The organism is Nostoc sp., from assembly GCF_036917535.1.
Classification (GTDB): Bacteria; Cyanobacteriota; Cyanobacteriia; order Cyanobacteriales; family Nostocaceae; genus Nostoc.
The window spans coordinates 111998-135275 of sequence record NZ_JBALDA010000111.1; the positions used below are offsets into that span (position 1 = coordinate 111998).

At 40.1% G+C, this 23278-nt stretch carries 14 protein-coding genes; 4 read left to right on the forward strand and 10 right to left on the reverse strand.

The window, feature by feature from the left end:
* Positions 1 to 2 precede the first annotated feature (2 nt).
* Together V7K56_RS36405 and V7K56_RS36410 are read left to right on the forward strand one after the other, a co-directional pair.
* Positions 3 to 4094: a two-partner secretion domain-containing protein gene (locus tag V7K56_RS36405; RefSeq protein WP_334918962.1), complete on the forward strand. Its 4092-nt coding sequence runs from the start codon at positions 3 to 5 to the stop codon at positions 4092 to 4094.
* 128 nt (positions 4095 to 4222) lie between these two features.
* Positions 4223 to 4369, forward strand: coding sequence for a hypothetical protein (locus V7K56_RS36410; protein ID WP_334918964.1), 147 nt, complete (start codon positions 4223 to 4225; stop codon positions 4367 to 4369).
* 405 nt (positions 4370 to 4774) lie between these two features.
* Here the strand turns inward: V7K56_RS36410 and V7K56_RS36415 are convergent, their stop codons facing one another.
* Complete coding sequence (locus tag V7K56_RS36415; RefSeq protein WP_334918966.1) at positions 4775 to 5098, reverse strand: CVNH domain-containing protein; 324 nt, start codon at positions 5096 to 5098, stop codon at positions 4775 to 4777.
* 672 nt (positions 5099 to 5770) lie between these two features.
* On the opposite strand from V7K56_RS36415, the gene V7K56_RS36420 reads away from it, so the two are divergent.
* On the forward strand, positions 5771 to 8299 hold the full coding sequence (locus V7K56_RS36420) for a CHAT domain-containing protein (protein ID WP_334918968.1): 2529 nt from the start codon (positions 5771 to 5773) through the stop codon (positions 8297 to 8299).
* A gap of 83 nt (positions 8300 to 8382) precedes the next feature.
* A complete protein-coding gene (locus tag V7K56_RS36425) occupies positions 8383 to 9075 on the forward strand; it encodes a DUF928 domain-containing protein (RefSeq protein WP_334918971.1) in 693 nt (230 codons plus the stop codon).
* Here the strand turns inward: V7K56_RS36425 and V7K56_RS36430 are convergent.
* The 9 genes from V7K56_RS36430 to V7K56_RS36470 form a co-directional block, all read right to left on the reverse strand.
* Positions 9067 to 11838, reverse strand: coding sequence for a CHASE2 domain-containing protein (locus V7K56_RS36430; RefSeq protein ID WP_334918973.1), 2772 nt, complete (start codon positions 11836 to 11838; stop codon positions 9067 to 9069). The two genes, V7K56_RS36425 and V7K56_RS36430, sit on opposite strands and share 9 nt — an antisense overlap.
* A 438-nt stretch (positions 11839 to 12276) precedes the next feature.
* The gene (locus V7K56_RS36435; protein ID WP_334918975.1) at positions 12277 to 14673 is read right to left on the reverse strand and encodes a pyridoxal-dependent decarboxylase; all 2397 of its coding nucleotides are present in this window, start codon (positions 14671 to 14673) and stop codon (positions 12277 to 12279) included.
* 136 nt (positions 14674 to 14809) lie between these two features.
* Positions 14810 to 16555, reverse strand: a complete 1746-nt coding sequence (locus tag V7K56_RS36440) for a hypothetical protein (protein WP_334918977.1) — start codon at positions 16553 to 16555, stop codon at positions 14810 to 14812.
* Positions 16556 to 16569: 14 nt separating this feature from the next.
* On the reverse strand, positions 16570 to 18213 hold the full coding sequence (locus V7K56_RS36445) for a mechanosensitive ion channel family protein (RefSeq protein ID WP_334918979.1): 1644 nt from the start codon (positions 18211 to 18213) through the stop codon (positions 16570 to 16572).
* An 86-nt stretch (positions 18214 to 18299) separates the two neighbouring features.
* A complete protein-coding gene (locus tag V7K56_RS36450) occupies positions 18300 to 18656 on the reverse strand; it encodes a slr1659 superfamily regulator (RefSeq protein ID WP_334918981.1) in 357 nt (118 codons plus the stop codon).
* Between the two features lie 171 nt (positions 18657 to 18827).
* The gene (locus V7K56_RS36455) at positions 18828 to 19184 is read right to left on the reverse strand and encodes a slr1659 superfamily regulator (RefSeq protein WP_334918983.1); all 357 of its coding nucleotides are present in this window, start codon (positions 19182 to 19184) and stop codon (positions 18828 to 18830) included.
* A gap of 49 nt (positions 19185 to 19233) precedes the next feature.
* Positions 19234 to 19821, reverse strand: coding sequence for a DUF6272 family protein (locus V7K56_RS36460; protein ID WP_334918985.1), 588 nt, complete (start codon positions 19819 to 19821; stop codon positions 19234 to 19236).
* Positions 19822 to 19946: 125 nt separating this feature from the next.
* Positions 19947 to 21149 (reverse strand): PP2C family protein-serine/threonine phosphatase, encoded by a 1203-nt coding sequence (locus tag V7K56_RS36465; protein ID WP_334918987.1) that lies wholly within the window; start codon positions 21147 to 21149, stop codon positions 19947 to 19949.
* A gap of 97 nt (positions 21150 to 21246) precedes the next feature.
* Positions 21247 to 22893, reverse strand: coding sequence for an urea transporter (locus tag V7K56_RS36470; protein ID WP_334918989.1), 1647 nt, complete (start codon positions 22891 to 22893; stop codon positions 21247 to 21249).
* Between the last annotated feature and the right edge of the window lie 385 nt (positions 22894 to 23278).

The window sequence follows — 23278 nt, forward strand, 5'->3', positions numbered from 1 at the left end:
TATTGTTTATTAATAATATATTTATTTATTTTCTTACCTATTTTCATCCAGCTAACGCTCAAATAATACCCGATCGCACTTTGGGAACTGAACAGTCTACCGTTACCCCTCAAAATATTCGTGAATTAATCAGTGGAGGTGCAATTCGCGGTAGTAATATTTTCCACAGTTTTCAAGAATTTAATGTTAATCAAGGACAGCAGGTTTATTTTGCTAATCCAGCGGGTATTAATAATATCCTCACTCGCGTTACAGGAAATCATATATCTAAAATTTTTGGCACATTAGGTGTAGATGGTGCTGCAAATTTATTTTTGATTAATCCGAATGGGATTATTTTTGGTAAAAATGCCCGATTAGATATTGCAGGCTCTTTTACAGCTAGTACTGCAAATACAATTAAATTAGGAACAAATGGGTTATTTAGTGCTACTGAACCTCAAAAAAGTGATTTATTAACAATTCAGCCAACAGCTTTATTTTCTAATGCCCTACACCAACCACAGGCAGAAATTAGCAATCAAGGGAATTTAACCATAGGTACTGGACAAACTCTGACTTTACAGGGAGATATTGTTACTAATACAGGTTCCTTAACTGTATCAGAAGGAACTGTAAAGGTTTTAGGTAATCAGGTGAGTTTATTAAATAATGCCAAGATTAACACTGATGCTCTCAAAAATGGTAATGGCGGCACTGTAATTATTAAAGCAAATGATTTGACGCATTTTGAGGGTAATATTAGCGCCCGTGGTGGTGAAAATTCTGGGAAGGGTGGGTTTGTAGAAGTATCAGGTGGCAGGGTGGAATTTGCTGGTACTGTAGATACTAGTGCTGTAAATGGTTTTGGAACATTACTGCTTGACCCGAAAGATATTCTGATTCAAGCAGGAGGCACTATTAGCGGTCAAAGTTTGAGCCAAGCGCTAGCACTTAATAATGTCACTTTACAAGCTAATAATGATATTACTGTTGATGATAATATCACTAGCTTTGGGGCAAATAATCTTAACTTAGAAGCGGGGCGATCGCTCACCATCAATCCCAACCACAGTATTATTCTCAATGGTGGTAATTTTAATGCCAAAATTAACGATGAAAATGCGATCGCAACCGTTAGAGATTCTGGAGTAGCGCAATTTTTGATGAACCCAGGTTCCCAAATCCTCACCAATGGCGGGAATGCAACTATTACATCAGGGAAGTTTGGGCAAAATAGTCAAATTAATACTACTGCTGCATCTATTATCTCTGCAAAAAGTAGCGGCAATGGTGGCGACATTACTCTAAATGCTATCAATGATATTACAACTGGTAATTTAATTAGTGGGTTTTTCAATATACCCAATATCACCGACTCCATAAATAGCGGTGATATTACTATCAACAGCAGCGCAGGCGGAATTACTACTACTAATTATCTGTTAGCTAATGCTCAACAGCAAGCGGGAAATATTTCTCTCACCGCCGCAGGTAATCTTAGTCTCAACGCCGCAGGTGACTTTCCTCGTTCGGGTAATATCGCTTCTATTGGAGATATACCAGGGAAAATTACATTTACTAGTGGTAATATCCTCTCTGGCAAAAATATTCGCATCGTCAATGCCAACTTAGGTGCTGGTATAGGCAATGATATCACCCTCACCGCTCGCTCGATTTTTCTAGACACTACATCTCTTTTCGCCTTAGCTAGGGGTAAAGGTCGAGGAGGAAATATGATTCTCAATGCTACAGATGATGTAGTCATGCGGACAAGCGATATTGGTACAAATTCTGATGCGGCGTTGGCTGTAAATCTGCCTATTGGTGCTAGCGGCGATGCTGGAGATTTTACTCTTAATGCTCGTCGGTTGAGCGTTAGCCAAGATCCAACAGCTTTTTTCCCTTTTAGAGCAACTACCATAAGTACTGGAACTGACGCAAATACTACGGGTAATGCCGGGAACTTAACAATTAATGCTTCAGAATCCGTAGAAGTTATCGGTCGTCAACCCACAACCCCAATACTTACCCCTAGCCAATTAGTTAGCCAACTTCTACAAGGAACGGGAGTAGGTATAAGTACAAATGCTTTTGGGAGTGGTAACGCTGGTAAACTGACCGTTAATACTGGGCGTTTAGTGCTTCGAGATGCAGGTGGAATTACCACCTTTCCAGTGTCAGGTAATGGCGGAGATTTAACAATTAATGCTACAGAAATATTGTTGCAGAATTTTGCCGGGATTCAAACAGCAACCGCTGGTTCAGGACAAGCTGGGGATTTAACAATTAATGCCGATAATGTAACGCTCACCAATAGGTCGATAATCGATGCAGCGGCGCTAGCTGGTACGGGCAATGCTGGGAACTTAACTTTATCAGTTAAACAACTAAATGTCCGTGATGGTTCTATTGTCTCCTCAGCAACTACAGGCGAGGGGAATGGAGCAACATTAAATCTCAACGCTACCGACAAAGTAGAAGTGGTGGGGAATTTTGCAGACAATAGCAGTTATCCCAGTCAGATCGCAACAGGTTCATTGAGTCCGATTGGTAATGCTGGGGCTTTGAATATTACGACTGGGAAGTTACTTGTCCGCCAAGGAGGAGAGATTACTAGCGCTACCGTTGGTCAAGGCAACGGCGCACCCATCACAATTAATACCCGCACGCTGCAACTAGATAACGGTAGAATTAACGCTTCCACAGATGGTGCAGGTAATGGAGGTGATATCACTATCAACGCCAGCGAATCTGTAGAAGTTGCTGGGAATGGATTTGCAGACTTGCAAGCAAAAATTATTAATCCAGCTTATGCGGGTACTCTCAGCCTGGCTAACTTTGACCAGGGAATTGTTGCTGTCAGTGCAGGCCAAGGTAAAGCCGGAAATGTTGTGATTCAAACCCCAAATTTTCTTAGCCGCAATAGTGGATTAATTGCTACTACCGCTTTGGGTCAAGGACAAGGGGGGAATATTACCCTGAATAGCAGTAATAATTTCGAGTTAGATAACTCTTTTATCGGTACGGGAACATTAACTAATGCCGAATCTGGCAATGTTAACTTAATAGCGCCTCAACTTACAGCTAAAGGTGGCGCACAGGTATTTACTACTACCTTTGGTTCTGGAAAAGCTGGGGATTTAACAGTTAATGGTTTCAAGTCCATTGATTTAATTGGCCCTTTACAACAGGGTTTTGGTTCAGGCTTATTTGCTTCTTCGGCTCAAACTGCTTTGGGAAACGGGGGAGATATTAATATCAACATTCCTAATGGTGACTTAAATATTGGCGATCGCGCCACCGTATCTGTCAGCGCTTTAGGGACAGGCAATGCTGGAGATGTCAATATTGATGCCCGTGCAGTTTTTCTTGATCAAGGTTCCATCACTGCTACCAGCGTTTCTAGACAAGGAGGTAACATCAACTTAAAGGTAGCTAATAATCTACTTTTACGAAATAATAGTCAAATTTCTACCCGTGCAGGAACGGAAAACAGTGGCGGTGGTAATGGTGGCAATATCAATATTAATAGTGAATTTATTACTGCTGTCCCCCAAGAAAACAGCGACATCACCGCCAATGCTTTTGCCGGAAATGGTGGGGATATCAACATTACTACTCAAGGTATTTTCGGCTTACAAGTTAATGACAAACTTACTCCAAATAGTGATATCACCGCCAGTTCTCAATTAGGCATCAATGGCATCGTTGATATTAATACTCCAGATGTTGACCCTACTAGAGGATTAACTCAATTGCCTTCTGTGCCTACTGACCCGACAAATCAAATTGTGGCAGGTTGCCCTAGCAACGAAGCAGCAAATTTTGTGATTAGCGGACGCGGAGGTTTACCAGAAGATCCCCGCCAAGTATTGCGTGGTCAGGTAGTTTTACAAGATATGCGAGTAAGTGCAGATTCCCCAAATAAATCAGAGCAAATCAGCCATAGAAAAATACCAGAAATAAAAGGACAACCACCATTACTAGAAGCTACTGGATGGATGATTAATCAACAAGGACAGGTAGAATTGGTGGCAAATATCACTACCCAAATACAACCTGATGGTGGGAAAAATAAAAGTGATTGTGGGAATTTCTCATATCAACCGTGACTGATTCAGCCATCAATATTTAGATGCGATCGCCTGAGATAAATTCCGAACTACGGAGTTATGAATTCGACACTTGCTAATTTGCTGTAGTCAAAATTAAGACTATTTTCTACTAGCTTTGAGAGGAAATGAATTCCGGGGTAGAGGCGGAACTTATTTGGCGTCGTCGCCGTCAAACACGCAACACGACGCCAAACCACGACGACGAACCAGAAAAAGACGGTAGTACAGATGAATTAGAACCAAGTAGGAACATTATCATTCTCATCCTCTAAAGGTTTCAGTTTAAGCGATCGCGTTGGGAAAAAATGGATAAAGTCGAGTTAAGAGGATGTTTGAAAAGTCCTTAATGATGTATCAAATAGTTTTAGATCCCCCTAAATCCCCCTTTTCAAGGGGGACTTTGATTCTAATTCCCCCGTTTTTAAGGGGGCTAGGGGGGATCAACAAGTGTCTAAAATCACAGCTAACTACTTTTCAAACAACCTCTAAGACGATTGAGGTTTTGTTTGGTCATTTATCGCGCTTTTCGCAAGTTGCTGAGAGTTCATTTCCGTTAATAGAAATTTCGGTGCAAGTTTTTTGTCCAATTATATCCACTGCCGTGCATAGGCTGAGGAATCCTTGTGCATAATGTTGCAAAGTCGAGGAAAAAATGCACCCTCTACTTCTTTAAAACTTTAACCGTCGTATCTTAATGTACCTTCGTTGTTTGTAATTTTTTCATCTAAATTCAAAGAAGCATCCACCCAAGAAGAACCATTAGCTTTCTGGGACTCAGCGCGCAATATGGTGTTACCTGAACTCGACTCTACCTTAATATTTCGACTGGTTGCTTTGAAATTTCCACCTTTTGTCCATGTTAAAGTTCCATCTATATTTGCTATGCAGTCATTTAGATCAATACTAGTCTGCACGTCCTTTTGAGCAGTAGTTTTAGAGACAGCTTTCAAAACACTACCTTCTAAAGTGATATTTGAAGATGTAAGCGTGAATTTACCCATTGTTTTAAATCCTCTAAATTGTGTCTGTATCAATACCCTATCACTTATTAGAATATCAAGTCCAAACACCGAATAATCTTTAACAAAATACAATGAGATTTAACAAATGAAACGACTATATTATTAATATGATTAATTGACTAATAACAAATTCTCTGTATTACAAAATATCAAATTACCATGTTATTAATAATATTAATTGATTAAAAATAAATTATATGCATTAAAAAAGAGAAAGTTTGTCTCAAATATTAATATTATTAATTGACTAAAAATAAATTATATGCATCTAAAAAGTATAATAATTAGAGATTGAGATAAAAAACTAAGTACGGGCTTTTCATGGAGTCTAGTTTTAAGATGCTAATAACATCATCTTTGATACAGTTCAATGGCGTTGTCAGCGCTCCAATTAGCAAGCTTGAGGCAATGTCTACTGAAGTCTTTATCAGCCTTTTGGGCAAGGCAGTCCTAATAGAACAAGTGGATGAGGCGATGGAGAGCAAAGGCAAGGGGAAAAGAAGCTAATTTCAGCTTGCAGTCTTTTTCCCCTTTGCGCTTCTGCCTTTATTTGTAAATATTAGCCAGCTAAATTTATCAGGCAGACTTGATACGATTAATCAATGCCAAAATTACGAACTAGTAATTATAAATTGCAGATTATAAGCGTTTATGCGTATTCATCGTTACCTAATTTTAGGCATACTAATCTTTTTCTTAATTACAACTGTTTTACCAGCCACCGCAGAGGATTCTATTTCCCGAACTCAATCTCAAGTCATCTTACTAGAACAAGGAAAACAAGTTTATGATGCCGGAAAGTTAGTAGAAGCTGCACAAATTTGGTCACAAGCAGCCCAGATATCTCAGCAAAGTAAACAGCAGCACTATCAAATATTAAGTTACAACTACCTGGCTATTGTTTATCAAGACTTGGGCAAGTGGGAAGTAGCGCGATCGCTAATCACCCAAGCAGAGAATATCCTAAAAACAGTGGATGATTCCTTCCTTTACGCCCAAGTCCTCAACACCAAAGGAAGTTTACAATTAAATACTGGACAACCGGAACTAGCTTTAGAAACTTGGCAGCAAGCAGAGAAAATCTATCGTTCCTTCAAGGATGTGACAGGGATTGTACTATCGCAGATTAACCAAGCCCAAGCATTGCAAACGTTGGGAGAGTATCGTCGCGCCCAAAGGCAACTAGAACAAATCAATCAAGACCTTGCTGCTTTACCTGATAATCTCCTAAAAGCTAGGGGATTACAAAGTTTGGGGGTAACTCTGCAAGTAGTGGGAGATTTAGAGCGATCGCAACAAGTATTATCGCAAAGTTTAGCGATCGCTAAGCAAGTAAATTCTACCGCAGATATTGCCGAAACCTTCTTAAGATTGGGAAATACCGCTAGAGCTAGGGAAGATTTTAAAGCCGCATTAGAATTTTATCAACAAGCAAGTAGTGGTGACGAGCGTACTCAACTAGAAGCACTCCTTAACCAACTTAGCCTTTTAACAAAAACTGAGCAAAATCAAACTGCACTAGCATTATTACCGCAAATTCAAGCGCGTCTTGCTAATCTTTCTCCTAGTCGTTGGGGAGTCTACGCGCAAGTTAATTTAGCTGCAAGTTGGATGAAACTGTCATCATCGAACACAAAAGACATTGCTCAACTTTTATCAACAGCAGTCACACAAGCTAGAGAATTAACAGATGTAAGAGCGCAAAGTTATGCTTTAGGAGAGTTAGGACATCTTTACGAACAAACTCAGCAATTCTCAGAAGCCTTAAATCTCACCCAAACAGCACTAACTTTAGTACAGGGAGTGCAAGCAGAAGATATTGCTGTCAATTGGTTTTGGCAACAAGGACGAATTGAGAAAGCTAGGGGAAATATTGAGTCAGCAATTACTGCTTATGAACAAGCTGTTGATTCTTTAACATCTCTGCGTCAAGACTTAGTGCAATTGAATCCTGACGTGCAATTTAATTTCCGCGATCGCGTTGAACCAGTGTATCGGCAGTTAGTACAATTACTTTTACAAGATGTAGACAGCCTACCACAAATCATCAAGCAACAACACTTAGAGAAATCTCGCAAAACAATTGAAGCACTGCAATTAGCAGAATTAGAAAACTTCTTCCACCAAGCCTGCTTAACTTATAAACCGCAACCAATAGATAAAATTGATCTAAAAGCCGCAGTGATTTATCCAATTTTGCTAGAACGTCGCTTGGAGGTAGTTGTTTCTCTTCCCGGACAACCTTTGCAACATTATGGAACAAATCTTTCCTCAAAAGAGGAATCAGAGGTTTTTGATGAACTGCGCCAGTCTTTAAACCCTGCTTTCTTGCCTGACGAGGTACTACCTTCTGCCCAAAAATTGTATGATTGGTTATTGCGTCCTGCCGAAAAAGAAATAAAACTTCAGGGGATTAAAACCTTAGTGTTTGTCTTGGATGGTTTTTTACGCAGTGTACCGATGGCAGTTTTGCATGATCGCCAGCAGTTTATCATCCAGAAGTACAGCATAGCATTAACTCCTGGTTTACAACTATTAGAATCTCGGCATCTTCTTCCCCAACAGTTTCAAGCTTTAACTGCGGGTTTAGCAGAAGCACGTCAAGGTTTTGCTGAGTTACCTGGTGTCAAACAAGAAATTAAACAAATTACAAACTATGTCCATGCACAAGTACTGCTTAATGAAAAATTTACTCGTGCCAACGTCCAAAAGCAAATAGAAGAAGTTCCCTTTTCTGTAGTTCATCTTGCCACCCACGGTGAATTTAGCTCCAAAGCCGAAGACACATTTCTTTTAACTTGGGAAGACCGGATTAATGTTAAAGATTTAGATAGATGGTTAAAAGGTGCATCTTCAAAACTGAGCAATAATGCTCCACGCCAACCAATTGAACTGCTAGTTCTCAGCGCTTGTCAAACAGCCAAAGGCGACAACCGCGCTGCTTTAGGATTGGCAGGAATTGCCGTCCGTTCTGGTGCTAGAAGTACTTTAGCAACCCTTTGGTCAGTACAAGACAAATCAACTGCTGACTTGACAGCAGAATTTTACCGTCTGCTTACCCAAAAGGTCGTCAGCAAAGCCGAAGCACTGCGTCAAGCACAACTATCTCTATTAAATTCTCCTCAGTACAAACATCCTTATTATTGGTCTGGGTTTGTACTGGTAGGAAATTGGCGTTGATTCACGATGAAGGAGGCAGGGAGGCTTAATAATTCAAAATTAAAAACTCTTGCAATAACAACTGACCACATACATTTCAGAAAATGATAGTAAATAATGCCTCATATCAATTTAAATTCTTTACTGTTGGCTTATCTCTACAACTGTTGATATTTACCTTACCCAGTTTGGCGCAATCAGAATCAGTCACATCAAAAACCAGCCTACTAGACCAATTCGTTTTTCAAGAGACTTTTGAACCACCCGGAGAGCCAGAACCAAAAAGTGAAACTGTTGGTGCAGGTTCTCGTGATGGGCTGAGGTGTTCTGAGAATGAACAGCCCATTAAACCTTTGATGCCAAAGCGTAACTTTGGTTTAACCTTCCAAGCTCATCCTCCCGTATTCATTTCCTTACCCAAAACTTCAGCACAGAAGGTTATGCTGACCTTTAAAGATGAAACAGGTAACTATTATGAAAGAACTTTTTTACCTATTACTGCTAGTGGAGGGATTGTTAGCTTCACTCAACCTAAAGAAAAAACGCCGCTAACTGTAGGTAAAAATTACGAATGGTCATTGGTAGTTGTCTGTGGAAAAACTGTGCAACCAGACGATCCTATATTTAAAGGTTGGGTACAACGAGTTGCAAAAACGACCAAAGTAGATAGGGAGTTGAACCAGTTAACTACCATTGGTCAAGCAAACTGGTACGCACAGAGAGGATATTGGTATGAAATGCTTATGACTATAGAAAAAGCTAGAAAAGCTGAACTTAAAAATACCAAATTAAAATAATTCGTAATTATTTTGTTGTAGTATCTTGTCAATCAACTGCTGATTTTCTTTGCCTTCTGCTTGTTTGAAATATTCAATCGCAATTTTTCCAGCAGCAGGTTGCTCTTTTGCAACCGCAAGTAGTAACTTGAGAGTTTGCTGAAGTTGGATTTTCTCAAGCTGCTTAGTTGCAAATATTGGTAAAATAATCGGAGCAAGTATTAATCCCAATAACGGGGGAATAATCGGAATCCACCAACCTTGTAAAAATGCCAGATAACAAAACACGATTAATCCTAATCCAGTGCTAGTGACGATAAACATTAATTGTCTAGGTGATTTTAATCGCCAAGCAATTAATGTTCCTATCCCAGACCAAAGCAAAATCCATAAGCTCTCCCATATCTTAGACCAAGTTTGCAGCATTCCTCTTCCTTGTAGTGCTACGGTTAATATTTGGCTGGTAATATTAGCATGAATAAATACTCCTGCCATTTGTTTTGATGACCCAAATAGCCGATTGTTATAAGGTGTTTGAAACAAGTCATTAATACTTTCAGCTGTTGCACCAATTAAGACAACATGATTTTGGATTTTTTCTTTTGGTATGCGTTCTTGCAACAAATCTGTGATGGAGAAGCTTTGAAAATTTTGTTCTGTGCCGTGATAATTAAGTAAAATTTGATAACCTCCAGTATCAGCCCAAACATAGCCTCCGTCAAAAGGTTGCAAGGGTATTATTAAGGCTTTACCAAGCTGAATATGATGGCGATTTTGAGGATGAGGATGGGGAGTTATGCCAACAGTTTTTAAGTATTGTAATGCTAATTGTAAACCCAAACTCTGGCGTAATTGATTTTTTGGCGATGGCTTCGCCAACGTCTGCGACGAACGTACTGTCAATAAGGCACGACGTACCTTACCATCTCCATCCAATACTTGATCACTAAAACCCACCTGGCTTAATTGGGCTAATACTCTTGGTGGTGCAACCTTAGTGCCTACGACTTTATCAATCCCAATAAGATTGGGAGTAGCTTTGAACAATTCTACTAATTCTTGATACCCCGGTTCTACTGGCAAATCTCGATATAAATCCAACCCAATTACTTTAGGTTGATAAGTTTTCAATTTGTTAAGTGCTTTAACCAAAATATTATCAGGTATGGGATATTGTCCGATTTTTTGTAAATCTGGTTCATCAATTGTAATTACAACAACACGAGAATCAATTCCTTCTTGGGGTTGTTGTTGCAAAAAGCTATCAAACATATTCCATTCCATCCCCTGCAATAAACCAATGAAGCGTAGCAGGATAATAAAACTAGTAATACCAATTGCGAAGCTGACAATACACGGTTTACCAAAGTGTAATACAGCATTTAATTTAGCAGCTTTTCGAGCTTGATTCAAAATCTGATTCGCTTCCTTCGCTGCTAACAGAGTAAATTGTGCTTTTTCTAACTCAGCTTTTTCGGCATTTAAATTTATTTCAACTTCTTCTTTATCCAACTGCTGACTAGTAGCAAGAAACCGATAATCTATATTAGAAAGCTTTTTATTTTCTGACCAAGCTACTGCTTCTTTTAATACTATACCTTTTAATAATTGAGATTTATCTTGCTGATTGCTTGCAAGCCATTTTTTGATATTTTGAGAATATGGACGTAAGTTTTCTAGCTTTAGAGCAACCCAATCTAAATTAAATATAGCTTCATATATTTTATTTTTAACTTTAATTTTTCCTTGAGATATAATGACTAAACCTGATAAAATTAACTCATTTTTTTCTCTAATATCATAAATTATGACTTCTTCTCCCATTAAAAATTGCTGATAGAATCCTAACAATCTTCCTGCCGTTTGCTCGTTCTCTAAAAGACGCAAGCTTATTGTTCTTAAATGTTCTGGTTCATCTTGAAACTCCCAATTATTTATAATATGTGACCTGACTAAACTAGCAATAAATAATTTAGAATTATTTATTAGTGATTTATCTCTATCTTTATATTGTCCATTTGCCACAATTTGACATAGCTTTTGAGTAAGAAATGGTTGTCCACCAGTCCAAACTAATATCTCTTTTAAAATAAGTTTTGGATTTACTACTTTTCCTTCCAATCCTTTTGTTAAAGGAATAGTTTCTTGTAAATTAAAACCCTGAATTTCTATTGGTTTACCAATATTGAATGGTGTATGTCTTTTATCTTGAATCAAATCCAATGGAGTTGCAACTCCAAAAATAGCAAAGGTAATACGTTTATATTCAGGATTAATTGCTCGTTGATTATAGCAAAACCGAATTAATGCAAAAAAATCATCAACTGAGAAATCTAAACTTAGAATACTATCAATTTCATCAATAAAGATAAATAATTGTTTATCAGGAAAGTGAAGCTGTAATAATTCTTCAATAAACCACCTTAATCTTTCCAGTAAAGAGATATCTTCTTGTTCACACCACCAACTTTTTAAATTAATTTTATTTAATAAATTAAAACCTAACCATAAATCACCAACTACACTCTTATACCACTGGATTGGGGTGATATGTGAAGTACCAATAATCGACATATCAATGGTACTGCATTTAAATCCTTCTTGTTCCAAGCGATGTTTTGTACTTGCAAGCAGAGAGGATTTACCCATTTGTCGAGAGTTCAATATATAGCAAAACTCTCCCTGCTTAAGACTCTCATAAAGTAGGTAATCTGCTTGTCTACGCACATAACTAGGTGCATTAACTGTCAAACTTCCACCGACTTGGTATTTATAATCAATCATAGATTTATAAGATGATGTCTAAAAGAATTCTGGCAGCATTAAACAGGCATACGCCAACAAAGTGCGATCGCATCCAACAACTGTATGATCAATTCACATTTGAACAGGTGATGTCTGTTCATTACAAAGAAGGTTAAGAACCAACGAAAAAATCTTTCCTTTCACGTTTGATTATTTTTTAAGTCCCAAAGCGATGCCTGCGGTGGTCACTGAAGCTCACTCGTTCGCGCAGTGTCTCGTAGAGAAGTGCGGGCTACGCCAACGCCTAAAATTTTCGCAATAAGTAAGAGTTAATGACATTAATCTGAAATTTATTATCAATAAATCTTACTTATTAACATGATGCGGCCGCCCTGGATATCTCTTCTTATAACTTTATCTTAGAAGCCTTTTTCTATACAGCTTCACATTAAATTGGTATAATGTTATGTAGCACAATTAACCCGGAAGTGACAACACTAAAAAGTGCGAGAAGTGCTGGATAAATTCTTCCATCGACAAAGTACTATCTTTGTTGACATCACTCATGTTCCAGAAGACATTGATATCCTCGTCTGTATAGCCCAAGGTTTTGAATTTTGCTGCAATTTCAGAGATTTCCAAAACTCCATCTTGATTCTTGTCAACATCTTCAAATATTTGGAGAAGTGCATCTCGGAACAGAGAATCAGCAACCGCTTGGCGAAACTCATGTTCAAGGATATCGATAAATGAACCTTTTAATGTTTCTGCCAGCCACGGATCGAGTACTGTAGAACGCAGTACGGTGATTGAAGAACCTGTGACTCCAGATATTCCTAATAGACGCTGTTTATAGTGTTCGATGAAAACTTCTCCGTAATGAGCAGCATCAAAATCTGTAGTACTGACAATGAGTTTATAACCGTAAATATCCTCACCTGGCTTGATACTAAGTTGCTCATAGATAGCTCTATTGAGACGGTTTACCAAGGCTAAATCTGTGTTAAGGGAACCGTCTGGATATTTGAAATTAAAAGCGTAGGTTATGATGTTTTGGTCTGGGCCGATTTCCGAAAGCAGTTGCATTGCTTCTTTATCCGCCAGAAGTTCATCATTACTTGCTCGGTCGATTCTGTCTCGAATGAATTGAATTTGTTGTTCTACATCCGAACCAGAAATTTCTGCGGGAAGTCGAGGGACGGGAACGACAATAAATCGGTCTTCTGGACGCGCCATACATAAGAGTCGTGCATATAGTTTTTTACAGTTAAATAGAGCTTTGCTAATGATTCTGCCGTATCCACCCTTTGTTGGGCGAATAACCTTATGGCTGAGATATACCGAAGCAGCCGCAGCTCCAGGCTTTGATCCTTCCAAGCCATAGATGCCAACTGTGGGTTCTGCTTCACCGTGGTACATATAGGGAGCAGCAAATGTTACCAAATCCCGCATTGCAGAATTGCGGTAGCATAGCGCCCCAGCTGGGTATGGGATATAGCCAGATTTATGAGGATCTACCGTTATCGAATCAGCATTGCCTAAAACTTGGAACTGCTGGGTGACATAGGTACTTAATCCAATCTCAGTAATCAGTTCTTCTTTTGTCTTAGTCAGTTGGGGTGTGTTCGTCTCATCTTCACGAAGCAGGGAGGCAAAATAACCGCCCCAAGCTGCATCAGCATGAATAGTAAATTCTAGTCCTTGGGAGCGCAATTCTTCTCGCAGGTCAAGAACATCTTTAAGAGGGTCAGTTGCACTTTCTTCGGTGCTTCCGATGACACAAACAACTGTATAAACTGGTCTACGCTGGGCTAGGCAATCTTGAAGAATCTTTTTAACTTCAGTGATACTCATCCTGGCATCTTCATCCACAGGAACGTCAATCAAATTTGACGCTCCAATTCCTAGCAAAGCGGCTGCTTTGGGAAACGAGTAGTGCTTGGTGGCTGGTACTAAGAACACAGGTAAAGAGTTGATGTCGCTCAGAAAGCGGCGTGAAAACTCCGCCATTCCCAGGTTTTGCAATGAATACTTAGATAATACTTTTGTTAGGGTTTCGCTCTTAATCTGATACTCTTGATAAAGACGAATCGGCAACGCTAGAATGTCATCGCCTCTGAGGTTGAGCATTGACCAAGTGTCTAGTTCAATCAGAGGTTTTGACTCGCCAGTGGGTAGGGAAATTTCGATGTCTTTGGCAGCTGAAAGCAAAGCTTCATTTTGCAAAGCTGCTTGCAAGGCAAGAGGATAGAATTTTAAGTTTCTGGCTGACCAAATCGCCTCAATGTTAGCAACAGTTCCCCCACAGGTAATGTGTCCCCAAGGACGAATAGCCCCTTTTTCAATTTCTGCCTCATTTGGTATGGTGTACCCCAGCATCCGGCAAAGGTCATCTCCTACTAATATTTCCAAAAGCGTTGTTGCTGTTGACGCTTCAAAAGCCACATTGTTAGGGTTATACAGCATTGCCGCAAAGTAGCCCAAGATAGATGGCATTGTCATATCCCAAAGCATATGCCCTTGGTAGCGCATACTGAAGAATGGTACGGACTTCTTCAAAAACGCTAGCAACGAGCGGTAACTTTCCTTAAGAGTATCAATTGCCTCTACGTATTCAGGCTGTCGCTTAATTTGTTCGGTGACGTAAGTTGGATCGCCAGGATGAAAGTTTCGCCGCCAAAATGTGTGGTCACGAATTGCTTCTACAATTAAACGCTCAAATTCATCAGCATTTTCTGCTTTTACTCCTAAAAACCATGCCTCAACTGAGCGAGTTCCCAAACCTTCAAGTCCGGGCATTTCTCCAAAATTAGAGAGTTTGCCAAGTTGATTATTTTTACCTATACCATTTGGAGATGCAAATTGGCTTGTCATGCTTCAACCTATACTAAATATGAGAATTTCGCCGGGGACTGGGAAAAAGTTTTTTAAAATTTGGTGGTGGGTAAAAGCTCCCACGATAATTTTTCGATTTGACACCTAACCTGCAATCCCTAATCCCCAATCCCTTTTAGTTATTAATCAACTGATTTAGCTGACGGTAGCAGGGAATAAAGTATTGCGCGATCGCATCGTCAATTTGCCAGAACTCTTCATAACTATCGCCACTGCAATAGCACCCCATAAATAAAAGCAATAAGGTTTGGAATGGAACATCAGCTAGAGTATGTAAGCTAATGTCTGTAAACAGAGTATTGATCACGTTTTGCAGGTGAACCAAATTGGCAATCACATCAGCATAGATGCTGGTATTGCCTGTGATTGTGGGCAAACAGGTCAGCCAATACTCCTCAAAGAAAATTTGGTAAAGTTGGGCGATCGCTTGCTTCAAACTGACTCGTGCCTCTAATGACTGAATAGACTCTCCTAACCTGCCCCACTCTGCTAGCAACTCTTGTTCTAAGATTGATTCTTCAAAGCTCGATAGCTTGACATCTAGCAACGGTTGCAGCACTCGTAAAAATAAAAAGTCTAAATCTGCAAATGCAAAATCTAGTTTCGTCGGGTTTTCTTTGAGTGAGGAGGAACATGGAAGTTGTTCGCTCAATTCCGGGCGATCCCAGATGAATTTGAACTCTGCTACATCTGCAACCATTTCACCGATTAGATGGGTAAACATTAGCCCCAAGCGTTGCCGTACTTCTCCTTGAAAAAACAGCCTTGCCCGTTCTGAATCAACGGATACTTGTTCTCCCTGGCGCTGAAAAATTTCCCGGCAGGTCAACGGCCCATAGTCGGTATAGGCAGTCTCAGCTGGTCGTAGTGGATCGCTACAGCTTGCCAATATCTGATAGTCGCCCCGAAATTGAGTCAGTATGGACTGCCAGTTATGTCCCCAGATATCATGCAGCAAATACTTTTCAGCATCTTTCGTAGGCAGAATACTTACTGAATGACTCAGGGTTTGGAGAATTTGCGGTTGGCTGAAATTAGTTGTTTGAGCCAAACGATAGCTCCAAGCAGCATCAATGCTTGCTGGATCGCTAAAGCTAAACGAGGGAAAGTGACGGAATTGTTCAAACTTAAAGTTACCAAGGGATTCTAAAAACTGTTGGATTCGTTCGCGTTCAATTTCTGATAGTTGTTCCCACAAAGCTGAATCACGCAATTGATTGTCAGAATAATCAATACAAAAGTAAATCTGAGTCTCTGTAAATACAACTGCGATCGCCTCAACTGGAATGGGAATGTCTCCAAACAAATGTTGAAATAAAACTAGTGGTGCAGCAGGCGGCGCACTTTTTAAGTTAGGTAGTAAACCGACATTCGTCAGGGCTGCCTGAACGATCTGCTTTTGCTCAACAACTTTATGATCGACCGTCTGCAACAGTGCGATCATTTGTTCCTGAACTTCAGTTGCTAACTGAAACTGCTGGCAGAGTTGAGGAATGGCAAATGTGAATGACTCAGCTGGTGTTGCTTCAACTTTGTACTGACTTAAGGTGATAGATGATACAGTTCCCTGCCAAACTGCACCCCCTACCTCGTAGTAGTGCTTGAGTAAGGCGATCGCTTCCGCAAACGCTTGACGGACATTGACTGGAATAGTTTCTACTGCACAATCCTCACGAAAAATTGGATGGGCAAATCCTTGTAATGTTGCTTGTAATTCATAAAGCCGTTGTTGCCATCGCTGTTGTGAATGAGCATCTCCACTGCCATTTGTGATATGACGAGCAACTTGGAAAGCTTCAGCCATCAGAGTGCGCTGTGCAGCATCAAGCGTTGGTTTCGGTTGTAAGTTAGAGGTAATCATGGTGTCAGTGTGAATTATAAATTATCGCTTTGGACAGTGATAGTTGCGTTGGACTTCGCTAGAGGTTCAATTGCTTCGGTGGCACTGTATTTGAGGTATCGCACAACTTCTTCATAAATCTGGCTGCTGACGCGATCGCCTCGACGACCGTTTTCTAGCCTAATATCATCAACAAAGAAATTCAGGTTGAACTGAACGTAAGTTATCGCGTCACTATTCTCGATTCCTTTGATTAAAACTTGTGGCTCCTGCCACTTTTGTCGGGATTCTTTAAACCGTTCTCGTAACCATCGGTTTAGTTCCATTACATAGTCATCTAACCGGGTTTCTTCACTTTGAGGATTAGAAATTTTTTGATATAAACGCTGGACTCTCCGCTTTAACAAATTGATTTTGCGTTCCCATTCTTCAGTAATAATGCTGCTATCATTATCTAAAAGATGAAAATCCCGAATATAAATGCGATACCAATTTCGGATCAGTTCAATCAAACTATCTTGAGAACGATTTTCTTTAAGTGTAAAAACTGAACGATTGCCATAGATTTCGGTGACAACTTCTAAACCGATCGCGCTTAAAACTTCTCGATACTCTTGTTGTACATTCTCAATTTCCTCGTTGGTCATGCCACCTTTTTCAGCAAACTGCAAGGTGACGACAAGTGCCTCAAGTGCAGGTGTAATTTCTTCTAATTTGAAATTCACTTCCTGTTCGGCAAGTAGACGCAATTTACCAATCTTTTGTTGGTTTTCTAATCCTTCTAACTGATAGTAGCGGTCAATCTGTGCTAATTTCTGGTCAATGTCGCCTAAAGTATCGGAATGAGCCTGGATAACTTCTACCATCACGTACTTTACTTCTTCAACATTCAGCGCGATCGGCAGTTTCATGTCGGTAGAGTAATGATAGTACGAGGTCGGACGACTGAGATTTGTAATGTTTTGACTTTGCAGTGTGCTATTGGGGATATAAATATCACAATGCTTAGATGGTATATACAGTTGAGTTACTCGCACGCCAATTTTCCGCAGCATAGCAATGGAGCCATTGTCCAGCAGCAACACATCGCCAAACTGAAAGGGAGTATCAATCAGTAATACAACTCCACTAAAAAAGTTAGCTAAAATTCCCTGAGCAGCAAAGCCAATTACAAAAGTTGCCCCACCCAAAGCTACCCAAATTCCAGTTAAATCCACGCCAAAGGATTTCAGTACGAAAACAGAGGCTAGCGTAAAAACGATGACGGGAACAACTGCTTCTAATAGGGGCAAAAGCACGTCATCCCACATCGATTCAGTTTCTTGGGTATACCCCCGCAGGTAATAAATGAAAACTTGAGTAAAGAGTTGAACGAGCCAGTAACTAATGGCAATAATTAAACCAGCTGCCAATAAATTTTCAATGCCGTCAATCAGCTTCACAGAGGGCAACTGATGGAAGGTATATTTAAGAATGCCTAGAATAAAAACCGCCAGAGCCGGATACGCAGATACATTCAGCGTCACCAGGGCGATATCTCGTTCAAATTTACGAAAGATTGAACGCAGAATATAAAATAAAATGATGTAAAGGAGTATTGTACCGGCGATCGTCAGCACTACGCTACTCAGAAAAAAACTCCAGGTATTAGCTTGAAATGGTAAAAGTTCTTTGAGCATTATTTTTAAGTCCATTTACCAATGATGTATGGCAAATACAGCATTGGCTTTGACTGTGTGCAGTGGTGCAAGAATGGCTATAAACCCTACTGAATTTCTACTTTGAGTCCGGGTAGCAGTTTCTCCAAGTTTTTCAGAGATTTGCCTTGCCAGGGCATATCATTTGACCCCAGCACGACTAACTGAACGCCTTTCTTCTTCCGTACACTCAGCACAAATTTGGACAACATACTAATGCCGGAACTATTGAGAAATCCCAAATTTCTTAGATCCAAAGTCATCGTATTTGGCTCAGTGTCTACCACTTTATTTAAGAGATCGGCAATCGGAGCGTACTCCGCAGGCCCACCTAAACTGAGTTCTCCTTGGAAGTGAACCGTTGAAGTATCAGGTTCAACGTGTACAGTGTAGTCCTCACTTTTAACGTCTTGCATTGCAACCATGTTAGATTCCCTTGAGCAATAATTGGAACATCATTATTAAGAACGAACTCTAGATTGACTTGAAATGGTAAAAGTTCTTTGAGCATTGTTTTAAGTCCATTTACCAACAATGTATGAGAAGGACAGCATTAGTTTTGACTGTGTGCAGTGATGAAAGAATGAGTGTAAACCTTACTGAATGTTTACTTTGAGTCCAGGTAGCAGCTTTTTGAAGTTATTCAAAGACTTGCCTTGCCAAGGCATATCATTTGACCCCAGCACGACTAACTGAACGCCTTCTTTCTTCTGCATACTCAGCACAAATTTGTAAAACATACTAATGCCAGAACTATTTACAAATTCCAGATTTCTCAAATATAAAGTCATCGTATTTGGCTTGGTATCTACCACTTTATTTAAGAGAGCGGTAATCGGAGCGTACTCTGGAGGCCCACTTAAACAAAGTTCCCCTTGGAAGTGAACTGTTGAAGTGTCAGGTTCAACGTGTACGGTGTAGTCCTCGCCTTTAACATCTTGCATTGCAACCATGTTGGGTTATCTTGATTAACAATTGGAACATCATTATTAAGAACAAACTCTAGATTGGCAAAAGTGCCATTGCCGTGACCGTGGTAATATTCGGCTGTTCTTGAACCACATCGAACTTCCAGCCTAGTCGTGCAGAGTAGTCATTGATCATGGTTAGAAACCCTAAACCGGATGCTTCACTATTTTCCTCTGCACTTTTTTCAACTTGCTGGATATAGAGATCGTTGGGATCGGAAACTAGCAGTTCTTGAATAAATGCCTGAAATTTGTCAACACCTGCCGCACTCACGCTATTTGTGGCAAAAAGGACAGCCGCAATCTGCTCCTCCTCTAAAAAATGAATCCCAAATTTTACCTTAAAGTGAGTGGTTGCATCGTTGAATTTCATGGCGTTTTCCAACAGTTCGTTCGCTACAAAAACCACAGCAGCTTGCGCCTCTTTAAGCTGTCTTGCATGAGTTGGGTCGTCTTCATCAATTGGCAGAAAGTTAGAGAAATAATCAGCAAGAAAGTAAGCTGATAATCGGTTGTTACGCCAGCGCTGTTTAATCGGCCGAGAATCTGGGGTAAATGTGAGTTCGAGTGAGTCGTGTTCGGGAGGAAATTGTTCGATGAAATCGCCAAAAATCTGTGGCATCGTTTTTCCTGTTCTAGTGGTAATTGAGTTTTGTATTAATGAATGTTCCTAAATTCAAGTTATGTTTATGCTTTCACCCTTACGGGTTCGCTAGTTGCTACAACGGGGGGAACCCCCGCAACGCGCTAGCTCACCAAATCAGGCTGTTCCGCTTCTCGCTTCAACACGAGCAAGGTAATGTCATCAAACACTTTTTGCTTGCCAATGTGCCGCCTGACATCGGTAATTACAGCATCTTTAATCTCCTGTGCTGAGTTGTGCCAGTTCTGGCTAATTGCTTCACACAGTTGTTCCACACCATATTGTTTCTTGTCGATATCATAGGCTTCTGGAATGCCATCGGTGTAAAGAACAACGCCTTCTCCAGGTTGTAACTCTACTGTTGCATGACTAATAAAATCGGTAATGTCATCATCAAGTCCAATCGGAAAGCCGAGATCCATTGTGTCGATACGTTCAATTTTTCCGTCACTCCTGACAACCAAGGTCTCTTCATGCTGTCCACTGATGCTTAAGTTGCCCTCTGAATAATTCAGTACAGCCAGCGTCAAATTCTTTTCTGAGTTCATCCTTTGCACATTTTTGTATATAGTGCGGTTGAGGGCATCGAGGAACTTCACCGAGTCATACTCGCGTATTTCTTTGAGAGTCCGCACGGCTGTTTGAGTCATCACCATCAAAATTCCGCTTTCTAAGCCGTGTCCAGTCACGTCACCAATACCAAGGGTAGTAACTCCGTCGGTGTGTAGTACATCGTAGTAGTCACCACCGACTTCATCGGCGGGTTCCATGTATCCGGCAATGTCGAGTCCTTCAATTTCTAGTTCTTCTGGTTGGGGCAAAATCATCTGTTGCAACCGTTTAGTCACCTCTAGTTCAGCACCCATTCGGAGATTTTCTGCTGTGAGTTTTTCATTTAAGAGTTTGATTTCCTGATTTGCTCGTTCTAATTCAGCTGGGCTAGGAAGTGCTAAGGCTTGGGGAACTAAGGGGATAAGTTGTACGGCTGTAAATACAGATATTATTGCTGTTAGCGCTTTGATTAATCCTGATATCCAATAAGTTGGAAACCAAAGCGTCCAAATTTCCATGATGTGAGTAGTGCCACAAGCTACGATAAATCCACTAAATAGTAGAAAAATCCAATTAAAAGGCAAATCCTTACGCTTGCTAACGAAGTAGAAGAGTGTAACGGGAATAGAGTAATAAGATAGGGCAATGAGTGCGTCAGAGATAACGTGTAGCGAAACTAAACCAGGTTTCCAAAGATAGCAATGTCCATGAGGAATAAAATAAAATGTCAGCAATTCAGAGCTAAGATGCCACATAAAAAAATTCTCTGTACTAATAAAATTCAACACATTGAGTTGTTTTCTTGAAAAATGCCCAAGCTGCGTAGGCGTAGCCCGTCGTAGACATCGCTATTTAAATCACTAGTATCGCTTCAATAAATTGATTCCAAGTCAATAGTTGCCCTCCTGTGCGATCGCGTAAAAATGTAATCTCATCTTTTGTCAGCGGCGATTCTCCGACGCTTGCCATTGCGATATTCATTTCATCAAGGCTGATGAGATTGTCTTCATCAGCATCGATTGGTAAAAAATAAGTGAGAAAATCGTTGTATTCTGCCATCAACTGACGATGACGCAGCATTAACTCACCGAATTCTTCAAAGTCGATTGTGTTGCTGCGATCGCTATCCATACTTGTGAATAACAGCGCGATTTCGCTATCTGACAACCCCTTTCCCGCCTGATTTAAATGATTGGTTAATTCTTCAATACAAAGATGTCCGCTACCGTCTTGGTCGATGGCATCGAAAATATAGCGTAAGTCTCCTTTAAAGGTAGAAGATGCTTGTTTAAACAACAGTTGGCGCGGCTTGCTTTGGATGGCAGCTGCAAGATGACGACGAAAGTTAGAAATAATCCGCTTTGCCACTAAAAACCGTTGCCGATGTTCTTCGGGACTAGCAACTGTATGCAGTGCTACTGGTACAAGCGAGGGTAGCGATCGCCGTAAAATCAAAAAACAGCCAATGGTTACAATTACAAACGGCAACGCCAAGACGGGCAATTTCAACGGCGCAAATAAAGCTGCCAAGCCCCAACTAGCAAGCGATGCAATAAAGGCACAACCCAAACCAATAGAAATACTGAATAAATTCGGTGTGTAGAATACTCCACCAATGGCAATCGCCGTTAGGACAGCATTGTAACCCCATAGCCCAGTATACAAATCATCAGGAGTCACTTGCAGCAGCAAACCTGCCAATAGGTACATTACGCATCCCAGCAAGCCAACAATGGCACTAATCGGGGTGCAGATAGCAATCCCCAAAATAATCAACATTCCAACAACCCAGCTATTGGAAAAAAACACCTGCCCAATACTGAGCGGTAGCGACCCTGCGAGTCGCAAACTGTTAAATTGACTAGGAGAAACAGGCGGTAACGACCCAAAATCAAAGAAAGTTTGGGGTAGAAATAGCACGCTCATCACAAAACTTAGCAACGCGATATGAAATGGAATACCGAGCGGCGCTACTCGGAATTTACTAGCAAACCAGACTCCTATAGTTTCCATTAATACCGTTGACAGAGAAGCGAATACAATCACTGCGATCGCCCAGTTCAGATTCCATGTGCCATTGCCAAATAGCCCCAACGATGCGATCGTCGCTCCGGTGAGTAATCCATTCAGACCAAAAATACCATTTTGAATGTCATCTCGATTGAGCTGGAAAGTTTTCCCAAAGTGTTTTTGTAAAATAATTGCCGTTAATGTGGCGATCGCAGTTCCCAGCAAGCTCATTGTCCCCAACCAAGGAGCCTGAATGAACATGGCAATTAAAAATAGTAGACCGCTCACAGGATTATTTACAAAAATCACCTGACCAATCCCGCGCAGAGTGGCGTTAATAAAATTCAATAATGGTTGATGCATCAAGCGTTGATTTAGTTGCTGCATCGTACCTAATGGCAATAAACTTTTTGAAATTTTCAATTTTGATTCCTCTGAAGATAAAACATGAGAAATTAACTCATGCAGAGGAGAGGGATCGTTATCCATTTTGTCTAGATTACCAACAAAAAATAGGCGCTCGCTAAGTTTTAAGGTTTTGTTTGCACTCAAGTTTCACAACAATAATTAATCTCAATTTGAAATATCCACAGGCACATTAACAATTTGAACAAACAGCTGCATAAGCTGTTTTGTATCCACATCTAAACTAATAAATTATTATTCTATCGATTTATTAAAGCACCTTTATTTACAATCAAACAAGAACATAAATGTCATATATTTAACTCTGCTCTGACGTTTCTTTAGTTTTTTATACATTAACTAGTCTTTCTGTCAAGTTATAAATATCATAACTTTGACTATGTAAAAGGCTATTTATAAACTCATCTCAAGATGAGTAATTAATTGAAATTGTCATCTAAAATACTGA

Excerpts from the sequence above, each read along its gene's own strand:
- V7K56_RS36410 (WP_334918964.1), top strand. The coding sequence starts at position 4,223 with ATGAATTCCGGGGTAGAGGCGGAACTTATTTGGCGTCGTCGCCGTCAA.
- V7K56_RS36415 (WP_334918966.1), bottom strand. The coding sequence starts at position 5,098 with ATGGGTAAATTCACGCTTACATCTTCAAATATCACTTTAGAAGGTAGT.
- V7K56_RS36420 (WP_334918968.1), top strand. The coding sequence starts at position 5,771 with ATGCGTATTCATCGTTACCTAATTTTAGGCATACTAATCTTTTTCTTA.
- V7K56_RS36425 (WP_334918971.1), top strand. The coding sequence starts at position 8,383 with ATGATAGTAAATAATGCCTCATATCAATTTAAATTCTTTACTGTTGGC.
- V7K56_RS36430 (WP_334918973.1), bottom strand. The coding sequence starts at position 11,838 with ATGATTGATTATAAATACCAAGTCGGTGGAAGTTTGACAGTTAATGCA.
- V7K56_RS36435 (WP_334918975.1), bottom strand. The coding sequence starts at position 14,673 with ATGACAAGCCAATTTGCATCTCCAAATGGTATAGGTAAAAATAATCAA.
- V7K56_RS36440 (WP_334918977.1), bottom strand. The coding sequence starts at position 16,555 with ATGATTACCTCTAACTTACAACCGAAACCAACGCTTGATGCTGCACAG.
- V7K56_RS36445 (WP_334918979.1), bottom strand. The coding sequence starts at position 18,213 with ATGCTCAAAGAACTTTTACCATTTCAAGCTAATACCTGGAGTTTTTTT.
- V7K56_RS36450 (WP_334918981.1), bottom strand. The coding sequence starts at position 18,656 with ATGGTTGCAATGCAAGACGTTAAAAGTGAGGACTACACTGTACACGTT.
- V7K56_RS36455 (WP_334918983.1), bottom strand. The coding sequence starts at position 19,184 with ATGGTTGCAATGCAAGATGTTAAAGGCGAGGACTACACCGTACACGTT.
- V7K56_RS36460 (WP_334918985.1), bottom strand. The coding sequence starts at position 19,821 with ATGCCACAGATTTTTGGCGATTTCATCGAACAATTTCCTCCCGAACAC.
- V7K56_RS36465 (WP_334918987.1), bottom strand. The coding sequence starts at position 21,149 with ATGTGGCATCTTAGCTCTGAATTGCTGACATTTTATTTTATTCCTCAT.
- V7K56_RS36470 (WP_334918989.1), bottom strand. The coding sequence starts at position 22,893 with ATGGATAACGATCCCTCTCCTCTGCATGAGTTAATTTCTCATGTTTTA.